11 protein-coding genes are annotated in these 15,484 nt (G+C 69.2%); 3 read left to right on the top strand and 8 right to left on the bottom strand.

Features of this window, described 5'->3' with window-relative positions:
• Window positions 1–18: 18 nt before the first annotated feature.
• Genes G7043_RS37945 through G7043_RS37930 form a run of 4 tightly spaced genes read right to left on the bottom strand, consistent with a single transcriptional unit; the run spans window position 19 to window position 4,583 of the window.
• Entirely contained in the window at window positions 19–1,668 is a 1,650-nt protein-coding gene (locus G7043_RS37945; RefSeq protein ID WP_166053503.1) for an amylo-alpha-1,6-glucosidase, read from the bottom strand.
• Between the two features lie 12 nt (window positions 1,669–1,680).
• The gene (locus tag G7043_RS37940; protein WP_166053502.1) at window positions 1,681–2,484 is read right to left on the bottom strand and encodes a carbohydrate ABC transporter permease; all 804 of its coding nucleotides are present in this window, start codon (window positions 2,482–2,484) and stop codon (window positions 1,681–1,683) included.
• Entirely contained in the window at window positions 2,481–3,359 is an 879-nt protein-coding gene (locus tag G7043_RS37935; RefSeq protein WP_166053501.1) for a carbohydrate ABC transporter permease, read from the bottom strand. Before G7043_RS37935 ends, G7043_RS37940 begins: the two co-directional genes overlap by 4 nt.
• A 6-nt stretch (window positions 3,360–3,365) precedes the next feature.
• Window positions 3,366–4,583: a sugar ABC transporter substrate-binding protein gene (locus G7043_RS37930; protein ID WP_166053500.1), complete on the bottom strand. Its 1,218-nt coding sequence runs from the start codon at window positions 4,581–4,583 to the stop codon at window positions 3,366–3,368.
• 85 nt (window positions 4,584–4,668) lie between these two features.
• On the opposite strand from G7043_RS37930, the gene G7043_RS37925 reads away from it, so the two are divergent.
• From G7043_RS37925 to G7043_RS37915, 3 genes are all read left to right on the top strand, one after another.
• Complete coding sequence (locus G7043_RS37925) at window positions 4,669–5,766, top strand: LacI family DNA-binding transcriptional regulator (protein WP_390829089.1); 1,098 nt, start codon at window positions 4,669–4,671, stop codon at window positions 5,764–5,766.
• A 118-nt stretch (window positions 5,767–5,884) separates the two neighbouring features.
• The gene (locus G7043_RS37920) at window positions 5,885–8,530 is read left to right on the top strand and encodes a hypothetical protein (RefSeq protein WP_207312243.1); all 2,646 of its coding nucleotides are present in this window, start codon (window positions 5,885–5,887) and stop codon (window positions 8,528–8,530) included.
• Window positions 8,531–8,628: 98 nt separating this feature from the next.
• Window positions 8,629–9,858 (top strand): SGNH/GDSL hydrolase family protein, encoded by a 1,230-nt coding sequence (locus G7043_RS37915; protein WP_166053498.1) that lies wholly within the window; start codon window positions 8,629–8,631, stop codon window positions 9,856–9,858.
• On the opposite strand, the gene G7043_RS37910 is transcribed toward G7043_RS37915, so the two are convergent.
• From G7043_RS37910 to G7043_RS37895, 4 genes are all read right to left on the bottom strand, one after another.
• Window positions 9,842–12,919: a family 78 glycoside hydrolase catalytic domain gene (locus tag G7043_RS37910; protein ID WP_166053497.1), complete on the bottom strand. Its 3,078-nt coding sequence runs from the start codon at window positions 12,917–12,919 to the stop codon at window positions 9,842–9,844. The two genes, G7043_RS37915 and G7043_RS37910, sit on opposite strands and share 17 nt — an antisense overlap.
• A gap of 235 nt (window positions 12,920–13,154) precedes the next feature.
• Window positions 13,155–13,403, bottom strand: coding sequence for a hypothetical protein (locus G7043_RS37905; RefSeq protein ID WP_166053269.1), 249 nt, complete (start codon window positions 13,401–13,403; stop codon window positions 13,155–13,157).
• Window positions 13,393–13,944 (bottom strand): RNA polymerase sigma factor, encoded by a 552-nt coding sequence (locus G7043_RS37900; protein WP_166053495.1) that lies wholly within the window; start codon window positions 13,942–13,944, stop codon window positions 13,393–13,395. Before G7043_RS37900 ends, G7043_RS37905 begins: the two co-directional genes overlap by 11 nt.
• Complete coding sequence (locus tag G7043_RS37895) at window positions 13,932–15,413, bottom strand: sodium:solute symporter family protein (protein WP_166053494.1); 1,482 nt, start codon at window positions 15,411–15,413, stop codon at window positions 13,932–13,934. Before G7043_RS37895 ends, G7043_RS37900 begins: the two co-directional genes overlap by 13 nt.
• Window positions 15,414–15,484: the final 71 nt, after the last annotated feature.

Below are 15,484 nucleotides of genomic sequence, written 5' to 3'. Positions count from 1 at the left end.
CTGGCGTCGGCGTTTCGCTCACGTCCCCTTCGAGTCACTGAGCAGGAGGTAGGCGGCGGCCGTCCAGGTGTAGGCGCGGTCGCGCAGGCCCTGCCCGGTGAGCGCGTCGAAGTTCTCGGCGAACCCGGACTTCTCGCACGTCGCCCGGAACCGCGCGCTCACCTCGTCGGCCAGCTCCACCGCGCCACCCCGGCGCAGGCCGTCCTCGATCAGCACCGTGGCCGGGGCCCACACCGGGCCCCGCCAGTAGCCGTCCGCCTCGTAGTAGGCCGAGCCGGGCAGTTCCGTGGCCGGTCCGACCGACGTCAGGTGCTCGGCGATGCCCGCACAGAGCCGGTCGAAGATCTCCCGCGGCAGGTGCTCCCCCAGCACGACGGGCATGAGGTCGAGCAGGCTCGCGGTGGACCGGAGCTCCCCCGACACCACTCCCCTGCTGACGAACCTGCTGCCGTCCCACAACTCCTCCAGCAGCGCCGCCAGCATCGCGTCGGCTCGTTCCGCCCAAGGAGTGTCGTCACCCACCTCGGCGCCGAGCACGGCCAGTTCCTTCATCTGCAGCACGAGGAACGCCGCGAGGTCGGCCGACTCGACGAGTCGTTCCTCCCGGAACACCGTCGAGTTGTCCCAGCCGCTGTCGTTGCCGTGCTCGTAGTACGGCAACGGCCTGCCCGGCGCCCGCCGGTGGTCGAGCCAGAACGACGTCCACTCGGACAGCTGCCGGTGGGCCAGTGCCGGGTCGGGCAGGCCGCCGGGCAGCCGTTCGCGCAGGCGGCTGAGGGTCCAGCCGTGCACGGGCGGCTTCACGAAGTTGCGCAGCACCTCGGAATGGGTGATCGAGTCCGGTAGCGCTCCCTGCGCGTCCTGATGGTCGAACACCACCTGGAACTGGTGCCACGCCAGCTCCGGCGCACCGGGCGCGAGGGCCAGCGCGTTGAAGCAGTGGTCCCAGCTCCACACCTTGTTCATCCAGTGCTTCGACATCAGCACCGCCGGTCGCAGGACGAACCCGGCCGGTGCCACGGTGGCCGACCAGATCACGTAGCCGGCGAGTTCACCGGCAGGAGCGCCCGGCGGGGCCACCGCCTCGGCGAACCGGCCGAACTCGGCCCGCGCGGCACTCACTTCGTCGGCGAACGTGCTGCCGCTGCTGAACGGCTCCTTCGCCGTGGTGAGCTCCTCGATCACCAGCTCCCACGGCTCCTCCCCCAGGACCACCGCCCGGTCCGCGGTCGCGAGGTCCTCCGCGCCGAGGAGCTCCGGCTGTCCGGAAAGGACGGTCACGCGGAAGCGGTGCCCGGTCTCGTACGAGGTGAACACCGCCCCGCCGGAGGGATCGGTGAAGAAGTACGTGCCGGTGAACGGGGTCAGCGTCCGTTCGGCGGCGGCGACGCGCATCCCCAGGCCGTTGCCGGAGATCCGGAGCGTACCGGGTGAGGAGAACACGGCCTGGATCCGCGACTCGCCGCTGCGCCACGTGAGCACCGCCGGATCGGCGATGACCTCGGCGGGCCGCGAGGGCACCAGGGACAGCACGGCGTGCATGCCGTTGCGGTGCGAGACCACGTGCACGTCCTGCACGTACCTGGCCAGTCCCACCACCGGCGAGAGGCCGAACCACGCGCCGGAACGGCTGAACGGGATCTCCCGCACGGAGAACTCGGTGGACACAGGGGTTTCCTTTCAGTCCTTGACGGCACCGGAGGTGACACCAGCGGCGACATAGCGCTGGGCCACCACGATGAGCACCGTCGCGGGCACGGACGCGACCACGGCGGTGGCCATGATCGAGTTCCACTCCTGGTTGTTGTTGCCGATGTAGCGGTAGATGCCGAGGGTGAGCGGCTGCAGCCGGCCGCCGGAGTCGAGGGTTGCCGCGAAGAGGAAGTCCGACCACGCCCACAGGAACGAGAACAGCGCGGCGGTGATCATGCCGTTGCGACTGGCGGGCAACACGATCGAGACGAACGACCGCCACGGCCCGGCACCGTCGATCCTGGCCGCCTGCAGCACTTCGTCGGGCACGGACGCCATGAACGAGGTGAGGATCAGCGTGGCGAACGGCACCGCGATGGTCGAGTCCGCGAGAACCAGTCCCCACACGGTGTTCGTGATGCCGAGCTTGACGTAGATGCCGTAGAAGCCCAGCGCCATGATGATGCCCGGGATCATCTGCGCGACCAGCAGCACGAAGCTGAGCGTCTGCCGGCCGGCGGGACGGAGCTTGGCGAGCGAGTACGCGGCGGGTGCCGCCAGCGCCAGGGTCAGCACGACGGTCCCCGCCGCGACGAGCAGGCTGGTGCCGAGGTACGGGATCTGTTCGCGCAGCACCCGCGCATACCCCTCGGTGGTGGGGTTGACCGGGAACAGGCTGGGCGACTTGCGCATGTCGCTCATCGGGGTGAGCGACACGTTGATCATCCAGTAGACCGGGAACAGCATCAGCGCGGTGAGCAGCACGCCGACCGGGGTGCGCCAGGACGTCATGACAGCTCCTGCCTGCGTTGCATCCGGATGTAGAGCAGTCCGGCGACCACGGCGATCAGGATCAGCACGTTGCCGACCGCGGCACTGGGCCCGAAGCGCGGCAGCATGTTGCCGAACCCCAGTTCGTAGGACCAGGTCGCGAGCGTCGTGGACGAGCCGCTCGGCCCGCCCTTCGTCATGATCCAGATGACGTCGAACACCTTCAGCGTGTAGACCAGCCCGAGCAGCAACGTGATGGCCGAGACCGGGCGCAGCAACGGGAACGTGACGTGCCAGAACGTCTGCCAGCCGCTCGCGCCGTCCAAAGAGGACGCCTCGTAGACCTCGCGCGGGATGTTCTGCAGCCCGCTGTAGAGCACGACGAGGTTGAACGGGATGCCGATCCAGATGTTCGCGATCGTCACCGACACCAGCGACCACTGCGGCGAGGTCAGCCAGTTGACCGGGTCCAGGCCCACGACCTTCAGCGCCGTGTTGACCAGGCCTGACTCGCTGTTGAGCAGCCACGCCCAGGTCGACGCCGAGACGATCAGCGGCAGCAGCCACGGCACCAGGAACAGCGCTCGCAGCGTCGCCGACAACCGGAAGCCGCGGGCGAAGAACAGTGCCGCCGCCAGTCCGATCGTGTACTGGAAGAACAGCGAGACCAGGGTGAACAGGACCGTGTTCACCAACGCCGTGCGGAAGGTCGGGTCGCCGAACACGGTCGCGTAGTTGGCGAACCCGACCAGCGGCGCACCGCCGTGGACGAACGAGCGCACGGTGTACCCGCGAATGCTCAGGTCGACGTTGGTGAACAGCGGATAGGCGTAGCACACCGCCAGGTACGCCACGAGCGGGAGCAGGAACGCCCAGCCGGCCAGCCTCGAACGCACCGGCACCTACTTCGCCGACGCCTGGGCGTCCCGCAGCGCCGCCTCCGGCGCCTTGGCACCGGTGAGCGCGGCCTGCACGGCACCCCACAGCGGCTGCGAGATCTTCGGGTACTTCGTGCCGAGGTTGTCGCCGGTGCGTCCCTTGGCGTTCTTGACGGCCTCGACCCACACGGCCAGTTCCGGGTTTGCCGCAACCTGTTGCTGCTGCACGGAAGGCACCGCCGAGATGTAGGTCAGCGCGGTGTCCGACGCCAGCACCTTGTCCGGCGCGGTGAGACAGGACGCGATGCGGCCGGCCTTCTTCTCGGTGTCGGGGTTGTTCTGTGCGGGGACGGTGACGAACTCACCACCGGTCGGCGCGGGCGCGGTTCCACCGGTGCGGCCGGGGATCGGGATGACGCCGTACTCGAAGCCGGCCTTCTTCGCGTTGGCCAGCTGCCAGGTGCCGTTCTCGGCGAACGCGTACTCGCCGGTGGCGAACTCCTGCCAGCTGGTCGTCTGGGTGTTGCCGACGACCGAGTTCGGCGCGTAACCGTTGTCCAGCCAGGACTTCCACAGTTCGAGTGCCGCCTTCCCGGACGGCAGGTCGGTGAGCGACCCGTTCGCGCCCCAGAACCACGGCAGGAACTGGAAGGTGCCCTCCTCGGTGCCGATGGCGGAGAAGGTGATGCCCTTCTTGCCGGCGGCCTTCACCTTGGCCAGCGCCGCGTTCAGCGAGTCCCAGTCCTTGACGGCGGCCGGGTCGACGCCCGCGGCGGTCAGCACGGCCTTGTTGTAGTAGAGGGCCAGGGTGTTCGCGCCGATCGGCGTGCCGTAGTTCTGGCCGTTCAGGGCCCCGGCGGCGGCGAGGTTCGGCGAGACCTGCGAGGCGTCGAGGCCCACGTCCTGGTTCGTCTTGAGCACGCCCGCCTCGGCCAGGGTGGACACGACCGGGTTGTCGAGCACCAGCACGTGCGGTGCGGTGCCCTGCTGCGCGGCGAGCAGGACCTTGCTGGTCAGGTCGGTGGTGTCGTAGGCCTGGCGCTGGATCTTCACGCCGGCCTCCGTCCCGCACTTGTCGATCGTCTTCGCCCACTCGGACTCGGCGGCGAACTGGGGGTACGGGTCCCAGACGGAGAAGGTGTCCGGCGTCGCGGTGGTGCTCGGCGTGGACGAACACGCCGCCACGAACGCGACCAGGCCGAACGCGGCCAGCAGTCTGGTGGGCTTACGGGCGGGGAACATGGGGGGTCCTTCCTGGCGGCTGCGCTGACGGCAATAGGTCGAACCGGTTCGACTTCTGGAAGTGGGCGTCAACGTAATCGCCGCGATGGTGTCTTGCAAGAGGGAAAGTTCTACGATGAGGCGTAGTCGAACCGGTTCCCAGGAAGTGGGCCGGAGACGGGAAGCGCGCATGAACATCGGAGAGATCGCCAAGCGGGCCGGGGTGTCCCGGAGCACCGTGTCGTACGCGCTGAGCGGGAAACGGCCGGTGTCCACGGCGACCGCCCAGCGGATCAACGACGTCATCGCCGAGCTCGGCTACCGGCCCAACGCCAGCGCCCGCGCGCTCGCCGAAGGACGTACCCGCACGTTGGGGCTGGTGATACCGCCCGCGAGCGCCCGGCTCACCGACGTCCAGCTGGCGTTCGTCGCGAGCGTCGTGGAGTCGGCCGCCGCCCACGACCACGACGTGTTGCTGTCCCCCAGCGGCGGCGACCACGACCGGTCGTTCGAGCGGATCGTCACCGGCCGCCGCGTCGACGGCGTGATCCTGATGGAGATCCTCCTGCAGGACCCCAGGGTCGACCGGCTGACCAGCGCCGAACTGCCGTTCGTGACGATCGGTCACGTCGAGGACCCGGCCGCGTCGTGGTGGGTCGACGTCGACTACGCCGGGCTGATCACCCGCTGCGTCCGGCACCTCGCCGACCTCGGCCACTCCGACGTCGTGCTGATCAACCGGTCCGACGAGCTGGTCGCCGCGGGTTATGGCCCCGCTCTGCGCGCCACGACGGCGTTCGCCGAGACCGCCGAGGAGTGCGGCGTCAAGGCGCACACCGTGTGCTGCGCCGACGATCCCGCGGCCGGCGTCGCGTGCTTCGAGGAGATCAGGACCCGCTGGCCGGAGGTCACGGCGGCCGTGACGATCAACGAGGCGGCGCTGCCCGGCGTGCAACGCGCCCTGCACCGGGCCGGACTCGACGTACCTCGCGACTTCTCGCTGACCGGCGTCATCGCCGACCGGCTCGCGGACGACTTCCACCCGCCGCTGACCGCCGCCGACGTGCCCGCCGGTGACATGGCCCGGCTGGCCGTCGACCTGCTGCTGGAGCAGATCGGCGACCCGTCCGCGACGCCGCGGCACAGCATGCTCGCACCGCCGATCACGCTGCGTTCGAGCACCGGCGCGCGTCGCAGGGGTTGAGAGCTCGAACCGGTTCGATAGGTCAATTCCTTGCGTTTGCTGCGCGTCAGCGCGTAGCTTCTCGACCTGATCGAACCGGTTCGAGTCTCCGTGTCCCCCTGTTTCGTTCGGAGTCCCCATGGTTCAACGAGGAACTGTGCTCGCGCTCGCCGCGACACTCGTCTCGGCCACCCTGCTCCCCATGACCACGAGTGCCGCTGCCACCAGCACGCTCACCGTCGATCTCGCCGCGAGCACCGGCGCGTTCCACGGCGGAGCGGCGGGTTCGCTCTACGGCGTGTACGGCCCCGGCGTGCCGAGCAACGCGGCACTCGCCGGGTTCTACCCGAAGACGCTCGCCACCAAGGCCCAGGACGGCCCCCAGCACCCCGGCGCGGACGCGCTCGAGGTGGCCGGTCCGTGGGTGGCCGCGGGCGGCGGTGACGTCTACATCTACATGACGGACATCTACCGGGGCTTTCCCTACCAGCGCGCGCAGGGCCAGGCCGGCCGGGACGACTTCCGTGCCAAGGTCGGGTCGCAGGTGAGTCAGGTGCTCAGCTCCGGCAACCGTGATCACATCGTCTACGTGCCCTTCAACGAACCGGAAGGCAACTGGTACGGCACCGGCCAGTACAGCTACAACAACATCAGCTGGCTGAACGACCCGAAGTACTTCTTCGAGGAGTACAAGCAGATCCACGACCTCATCAAGAGCATGGACCCGAAGGCCCGCATCGCCGGGCCGAACACCTCGCTGCTCTACGACCAGGTCAAGGGCTTCCTGCAGTACTGCAAGGCGAACAACTGCCTGCCCGAGGTGATGACCTGGCACGAGCTGTCGTCACCGGACGTCGTGCGCAAGAGCGTGGCGAAGTACCGCGGCTGGGAACGCGAGCTCGGCATCTCCGCGCTGCCGATCAACATCGACGAGTACGCCTACCGCTACCACCTCTCCGTACCCGGCCAGATGATCCAGTGGATGTCCGCGATCGAGGAGTCCAAAGTAGACGCCGACCTGGCGTACTGGAACATCGACGGCAACCTCAACGACTCGACCGTCGAGGCCAACAAGGGCAACGGCCAGTGGTGGCTGTTCAACGCCTACGGCCAGATGACCGGTGACACGGTGCGCGTCACCCCGCCCTCACCGGGCCAGCAGTACACGTTGCAGGGCATCGCATCGCTCGACAAGGACAAGCGCCAGTCCCGCGTCATCTTCGGCGGCGCGAACGGCGCGGCCGACGTCAAGTTCACCAACGTGGACCGGAAGGTGTTCGGCAGCACGGTGCACGCCAGCGTCCGCGAGATCCCGTGGACCGGCCAGGTCGGCGACTCCCCCGAACCGCGCCCGTTGCTGGACACCAGGCTCGCGGTCGCGTCCGACGGCAGCGTGGTGCTCCCGTTCACCGACCTCAAGGAGATGTCGGCGTACCAGGTGATCATCAGCCCGGGCGCGAGTGGCAGCACGACGGCCGTTTCCGTGCCGTGGAGCCGCACCTACGAGGCCGAGAACGCCCGGCACACCGGTACCGGCTGGAGCCTCAACGGCCCGGAAGGCAGCCCGCGGAACGTCAGCAAGTTCGCGACCTCCGGCAACTACAACGTCGGCGGCCTGCGCACCGGCTCGAACGTCGTGCTGTCGTTCGACATCGACGTGCCGAGCACCGGCGTCTACGACCTGAGCGTCTTCTCCAGCACGCACAACAAGTACGCCAGCGTGGTGCAGCAGGGTCCGACCAACGTCTTCATGCGGATCGACGGCGAACGGCCGCAGGAGCTGCGTCTGCCGGTGTCGTACGAGTGGGTGGTGTGGGACCACACCGACACGCGCGTTCAACTGGCCGCGGGCAAGCACACCATCACGCTCGCCGCGTCCGACCCGCAGCTCGGCGCCACCCGTGGTGACGCGATCATCGACAAGATCGACGTCACCGCGGTCGACGCGAACACCGACGGACGGTCGGTCTACGAGGCCGAGTACGCGGACCTCGCCAAGGCCAAGGCCCAGTACAACGTCCAGAGCGCGTCCGGCCCCGGCGTCGCCAGGATCGGCTCGGGACAGTCGGCGACGTTCTGGGTCCACTCCGACCGCGACGGCTACTCGACCGTGTCCTTCGACCACACCGGCGGCGGTCTCGCGTCGGTGCAGCTGAACGGGCGCAACGTCGACGGACTTCTCGTCGGTGCGCAAAACGGAACCCAGTCCGTGCCGCTGTTCCTGTCAGCCGGCATCAACCAGCTGAAGGTCACCAGCACCGTGGGCGGTCTTCGACTCGACCGCGTGCGCACCTCTCCCGCGTTGCAGCCGGCGCCGGTGAAGGTCGAGGCGGAGAGCGGCACCCTGACCGGTGCGGCCCGGGTCAGCACCGACTTCTCGTTCGCCTCCGGCGGCGTGGTGACGGCTGTCGGTGACGGTCCCGCCAACTCGCTGACGCTCAAGGTCAACGCCACCCGGCCGGGTCAGCACGTGCTCGTGATCCGGTACGCCAACGCGCAGGAGTCCATTCCCACCCACTACAACCCCGACCCGGTCGCGCGGCACGCGGACCTCTCGATCAACGGGATGCCTCCGCGCCGTGTCGACTTCCCCACCACGTTCCACGCGAACCAGTTCCGCGACCTGGCCGTGCCGGTGCAGCTGAACGCCGGGGTCAACACGATCAAGTTCACCTCGAAGGAACTGCCGAACTGGGACGGAAGGACGTACAACGAGTACGGCCAACGCTCGAAGTTCGCCCCCGAAATCGATTTCGTGACGGTCTCACCACTGTCCGCGCGGTAGAAGTTTCGGAAATCGATTCGAAACCGTGAGTGATTGACGCTCATTCGCACGCCCTTCTAGGTTGATCTTTCGGTTCCTTCACCGAAAGGGCGTGGAAGATGCGCAGGCGCTCGTTCTTCGGTCTGGCCGCCACCGGCGTGCTCACCCCCGCCGTCGCGCAAGCCCGACCAACGGCGCGAACCGGCTGGGTGAACACCTGGACGTCCATGCCCCAGCTGACCGAACCGAACAACATGCCGCCTCCGCCCTTCACCCAGGACGGTCTGGTGCTGGCCGATGCCACGCTGCGCCAGACCGTCCGGGTCACGACCGGCGGGCGGCGGCTACGGTTGCGCTTCTCCAACGCGTTCGGCGGCGCCGTGCTGCCGATCACCGCGGTCACCATCGCGCTCCCCCAAGGCGGCCGTGCGGGCGTCAGCGCGATCCAACCGGCCACGCTGCGACGGGTCACGTTCAACGGACGGTCCTCAGTGGACGTTCCGGTCGGCGCGCTCGTCCTGTCCGACCCGCTGGACTTCGCCCTGTCGCCGGGCACGAACGTCACCGTGACCGTTTACCTGGCCCGCGGGCAGGCGTCCAACCAGATCACCTCGCACCCCGGCTCCCGCACCACGTCCCACCTGCTGGCGGGCAACCACGCCGACGCCGCGGACCTGCCCGGCGCCACGCCCACCGACCACTGGTACTTCCTCAGCGGCATCGAGGTGTGGTCGAGCGCGCCGGCTCTCGTCGTGATCGGTGACTCGCTGAGCGACGGCCGGGGTTCCACCACCAACGGCAACAACCGCTGGCCCGACCAGCTGGCCGACCGGTTGCGGGGCCGTGTCGCCGTGCTGAACCAGGCCGCGGGCGGCAACCGCGTGCTGAACGACGGCCTGGGGCCCAGCGTGCTGGCCCGCCTGGACCGCGACCTGCTGGCGCAGAGCGGCGTCCGGTGGCTGATTCTGCTCGAAGGCGTCAACGACATCGGCACGGCGGCCACGACCGAGGCCGCCCAGAAACAGGTGGCGGACGACCTGATCGCGGCCTACCAGCAGATCGTCGAACGGGCCCACGCCCACGACATCCAGGTCTACGGCGGGACGATCCTCCCGTTCGGCGGCAGCTTCTACGACGAGGGTTTCCGCGAGGAGGCCCGGCAGACCGTGAACCGCTGGATCCGCACCAGCCGTCGCTTCGACGCCGTCATCGACTTCGACGCCGCCGTCCGCGACCCGGCAACCCCGCGGCAACTGTTGCCGGTCGCGGACGTCGGCGACCACCTGCACCTCAACCCCACCGGCTACCGCATGCTCGCCGAGGCGGTTCCGCTCAAGCTCTTCCGTTGAACGTCCACCGCCCGTGCGGCACCGACTTCACCCCTGATCCGGGCACGTGCACCTGGGCGGTGGACCCCACCGGCACGTCGACGGTCAGCCGCAGCACGCCGTCCACTTTGGCCCAGGCCACGCCGATGCGCCCGCGCACGCTCTCGAACTCCAGCCGTGCCCAGGACACGGTGGTGGCGTTGGGCTTGACCGTGAACGTCCGGTAGCCCGCGTCACCCGGCACCAGTCCGGCGACGTGCTCGTACAACCACTGCGCGACAGTGCCTTTGAAGTAGTGGTTGCGCGAACGGGTGCCGGTGTCCCACATCTCCCACATGGTGTCGGCGCCGTTGGAGAACCAGTGGCCCCAGCTCGGGTACGACCGCTCGGCAGCCATGGCGTGCGCGACGGCGCCGTGTCCGTTGTCGCTCAACGCCTTCAGCAGCACGCTCGCGCCGAGACAGCCGACGTTGACGTGGTTGCCGTTGGCTTGCACCTCTCTTGCCAACCTGTCCGCCACGGCTTGAACGGATCCGGCGGGCACTATGCCGAACGCCAGCGGGACGGCGTTGGACGTCTGCCGGTAACCGTCGTCCTTGGCCGTGCGGTAGTAGCCGCTCGGATCGAGGAACGTCTTGTTGAACGCTGCCAACAGGTTCGCGGCGACCTCGCGATAGCGCGGAACCGGTTTGCCGATCACGTCACCGAGTTCGGCGGTGTGCAGCAGTGCGCGGTAGAGGTAGGCGGTCGCGGTGAGCCGGGTGTCCTCGGGCGGAATCCCACCGGAGTCGGGCGGCAGGAAGTCGCCGAGCGCGGTCACCGCCAGACCGTCGCGCAGCCTGGCGATCTCCCAGTCCAGATAGCGGGTGAGCACCGGCCAGTGCTGCGCGGGCAGGCGGTCATCGCCGTAGATCCGGTACATCTCCCGCAGCACGAACGGGTACACGGTCGTCCACTCCGGCGCGGGCGCGAGTTCGCGGTAGCCCCAGCCACCGCTCGGCACGATCACCGGGAGCTGGCCTGCCTGGTCCTGGCTGTCCGCGAGGTCGCCGAGCCACTTGGTGAAGAACTTGGCCATGCCGAACTCGGCGAGCATCGACGGCGCGCCGACCTGCGCGTCGCCCGTCCAGCCGTTCTTCTCGTAGGTCGGGGTGTCGGTGGGGATGCCGTGCAGGTTGTTCAGGACGGTCCGGCGCATCGCCGCGTCGTACTGCTCGAACAGGGGCTCCGAGCAACGGAAAGTGCTGGTCTGAGGCACGTCCGAATGCACGACCCGGCCGACCAGTCGTGGTGCCGCGGTCAGGCCGGTGACCTCGACGTAGCGGAAACCCTTGTAGGAGAACTTCGGTTCCCACGTGCCGTTGCCGCCCGCGCTGATGTACTCGTCGAGCTGGATGCGGCCACCGGTGACGTGCCCGTTCTCCATCTTCACGGTGCCGTCGGAGTTCAGCGTTTCGCCGTGTTTGAGGCGTACCAAGGTGCCGGCGGGCGCGTTCACCGTGAGCTGTGTCCACCCCGACATCGTGCGGCCCATGTCGGCGACGAACACGCCGGGCTTCGGTGAGGTGACGACCGGCGTGACCGACTCGACCACCCGGATCGGTTCGTGCTCCTGGGCTTTCAGCGTGCCCTTCGGAGCCGGCCGGACCGGCGCGGTCTGCCACAACGAGTCGTCGAAGCCCGGTTTCGTCCAGTCGCGCGGCGCGAGCCGGGCGTCGTACGTCTCGCCGGTGTAGAGCGAGTTCGACACCGTGGGGCCGTCGGTCAGCCGCCACGACTCGTCGGAGTTGATCGTGGTGCGTGTGCCGTCCGGGTGGTCGATCTCCAGCTGTGCCAGCAGTTTCGGCTCGTCGTGCCACGGCGGCTGCTCCCAGCGCCACACGTTCGGCGTCTTCATGCCGTAGAAGCCGCGGCCGAGCGTCACCCCGACCGCGTTGCGGCCGCTGCGAACCAGCCCGGTCACGTCGTGCGTGGCGTACAGCACGGTGTTGTCGTAGTCAGTGAAACCGGGATCGAGCACGCGGTCGCCGACGCGCCGGCCGTTGACCTCGGTCTCGTGGTAGGCCAGCCCGCTGACGTAGAGCCGGGCTCGCTTGACCGGTTTGCGGATCGTGAACTCCTTGCGCAGCAAGGGTGCGGGCTGCTCGCGGACCGTCACGTTCGATCCCCACGGCCCCTGCCCGTAGGGGTCCAGCACGGTCGCGGCCGTCCACGACGAGTCGTCGAAGCCCGGCGTCTGCCAGCCGGGTTGCTCGGTCTCGACCACCTTCCAGCCCGGCCCGGTGACGATCTCCCGCTGGCCGTCAGGCAGGTCGACGAGCAGCCGCAACAGCAGTCCCGCCGGTCCCGCTGACCGGTTCGTGGCCCGTGCAGCCAGCACGATCCGCCTGCCCACCAGACGCGTGACGTCAGCGCGTTGCCCGACTTTCCAGACGTCGATCTCCTGCGGCACGTGCAACGCCTCGGTTCCGTTGACGTACAAGGTGAAGTCGTCGTCCGCGGTCGCGACGAGCCGGGCGCGCACCGCGTCCGCCGGCAGGTCGACCGTCGTGCGGAACCACCGGCTCTCCGGCGGCGTCGTGGCCGACCAGATCCAGGAGGCCCCGGCGAAACCGATCGACGTCTCCGGTGCGCCGATCCACCGCGCCTGCCACGGCGTGCCGAGCAGGGCGGTCTCCCACCAGCTGTTCGTGCTCCAGTCCGACAACCGGCCCGCGCCGTCCCACACCCGGACCCGCCAGTGGTAACGCGTGCGCGGCCGCAACTCCTTGCCACCGAACGGAATTCCCGTGGTGCGATCGGACTTCACCCGGCCCGACTGCCACACGTCCGCGCGTCCGGGCGCGGTGCCGACTTCCACCTGGTAGGCCGTCTGCCGTGCACCGGTGCCACCCGCCGCGAGCACCCAACCCAGCCGTGGTGCCGTGACGTCGGTGCCCAGCAACGTCTCCGCGTACTCGACCGTGGTGCGCACCACCCGCAACCCGCTCGCCCGATCCTCCGTTGCCCCTGCCACCCCTACCGGCAGCGCCGTCGCTGACAGTCCGACCGCCGATGTCTTCAGGAACACCCGTCGCCGCACGTCGTCTCCACCTTCGTCGCTGGATGAAACGTTTCAATTCCCGAGGCGACAGCCAGCGTTGTGGGCACACCAAGTCACGTCAAGACACACGACACAAGCCTGTCCACAACCGGACAGTCAGTTGAAACGCTTCAATCCCCGCTCGCCCCGTACCCCGAGAGCTGGCCATGAACGGCGCTTTCGTGGACCTGAGGTCCACGAAAGCGCCGTTCATGGCCAGGGTTAGCCGGTGGGGTCAGCGCGCGTGGGTCGGATCGGTGAAGATGATGTGCTGGTCCGGGCTGGCGTCGTTGAGCGCCCAGAGCGCGATCCCGTTGGTCGCGAGGACGACCGCGGTGGCGAGTGCCGCGACGATCAGCCGGCGGCGGCGTTCCTTGCGGCGCCACCGGGACCGCACCTCGCGGTAGGCGCCGGGCGACGCCGTCACCGTGAAGGCGACGTCGCGGAGGGCTTCTTCCAGCCGTTGCTCGCTGCTAGCCGTCATCCTGCCCCTCCAGCGTCTTGCCCAGTTTCGCCATGCCACGCGCGGTGTGCGCCTTGACCGCGCCGGCGCTGATGCCCATCGCCTCGGCGATCTCCGCCTCCTTCAGCCCCAGCCAGTATCGCAGCACCAGCGCCTCGCGCTGCCGCTCCGGCAGGTCGCGCAACGCCGCCACCAACGCGCGCTGGTCGTCGCGCACCATGGCCTGGGACTCGGCGGACGCCACGTCCTCACGCACCCACTCGACGTGCTTGCGCACGACCTGCAGGTGCCGGACGCGCATCCGGACCCGGTTCACGATGACCGCACGCAAATAGGGTAGCGCTGCCTGCTCCGATCGCAGCCGCTTCCAGCCGCGGTGCAGCTCACAGAACGCGTCCGCCACCACGTCCTCGGCGTCGGACTCCGCCCCGAGCAGGGTGGCGAGCCGCACCAGCTCCAGGTGATGCCGGTGGAACAGGGCGGCCAGCGCGGCCTCCCGGTCGGCGTCCCGGGCGGCGAGCGCCTCGACGGTGTCCGGCCGGTCGTCGCTCACCGCCGCCACACCGCGCTCACCCCGAACGCGACCACCAGGTTCGCCGCGAGGGCGATCACCGCCGCGTAGACCTGGAGCCCGCCGACGACCACCACGGCCGAGAACCCGCCGGAGGTCACCAGCAGGGTGCCCGTCAGCATCCCGACGGCCCAGCCAGCCAGCATGCCCGCGGGCGACAGCCTCCGCGTCAGAGCGCCGAGCACCACCGCGGGGAACGTCTGCAGCACCCACACCCCGCCGAGCAGCTGCAGGTTGATCGTGTCCTGCGCGGCCAGCAACAACGCGAACCCCAACGCGCCGAACTTGACCAGCAACGACACGAACCGCGCGATCGAGGTCTGCTGCTTGGGGGTCGTGTTCGGGTTCACGTACTCCACGTAGACGTTGCGGGTGAACAACATCGCCGCGGCGACCGACATGATCGACGCGGGGACGAGCGCGCCGATCGCCAGCGCGCCGAAGACCGCGCCCGCGGCCCAGCCCGGCATGAGCTGCGTGATCATCGTCGGTACGGCCAGCTCGGCCCTGCCCTCCGCCACGACCACGCCCAGCGCGTGCGCGGCCACCCCGAGCAACGCGAACAGCCCGAGCAACGCCGTCCACCCCAGCAGTGCCACGGAGTTGCGGCGCAGCACCTGCTCACCGCGCGCGGCGAACGCCGCGGTCAGCACGTGCGGGTACATCAGCAACGCCAGCGCGGACCCGACCGCGAGGGTCACGTACGCGGTCGACAGGCCGGGATCGAGGTGGGTGGTGACCACCCCGCCGTCGACGCCCGCCGACACGAGGTCCGGCGGACCGGTCGACCGCCGCTCCGCCTCGGCGAACAACCGGTCGGGCGGCCCCAGCAGCGCCATGATCACGACGATCGCCGCGAACACCAGCACGCCCTTGAGGAAACCGATCACCGCCGCCGCGCGCAGTCCGTTGCGGTACGTGGCCACCGCGAGCACGGCGAACACCGCGCCGAGGATCACGTCACCGATCACGCCTGCCGGGTAGACGCCGAGGACGGTCAGCACCGTGCGGATCCCCAGCAGCTGCAGGGCCACGTACGGCATGGTCACGAGGATCCCCGTCAACGCCACGGCGAGCGCCAGGCCGGGCGAGTCGTACCGCACCCGCACCACGTCCGCGATCGTGACCGCGCCGACGTCGCGGGCCTCCCGCCACAGCTTGGGCAGCAACCAGAACGCCAGCGGGTACACGATGATCGTGTACGGCAGCGCGAAGAACCCGATCGCGCCCTCGGCGTAGACCACACCCGGCACGGCGACGAACGTGTACGCCGTGTAGATCGTCCCGCCCATCAGGAACCAGGTGGTGACGGTGCCGAACCGGCGTCCCGCCACCGCCCAGTCCGCCGGCGTCGGCAGCACGTCGGCGCGGTAGAACCGGCGCGCGGCCACCGCCACCGCGGAGGTCAGCACCAGCACGGCCGCGAACGTCAGCAGCGCGGGCACGTCGACTCCGGTCACGACTCGTCCTCCTCGTCGGGCACCGGCGCAACATACGCGACGAAAAAAGTCTGCGTCTGTGTAAACCGAAC

It is taken from the genome of Lentzea alba (assembly GCF_011067745.1).
GTDB classification, from domain to species: Bacteria; Actinomycetota; Actinomycetes; order Mycobacteriales; family Pseudonocardiaceae; genus Lentzea; species Lentzea alba.
Note: the sequence above shows the minus strand (reverse complement) of the source record. Positions and strands in the feature narration are given on the sequence as shown.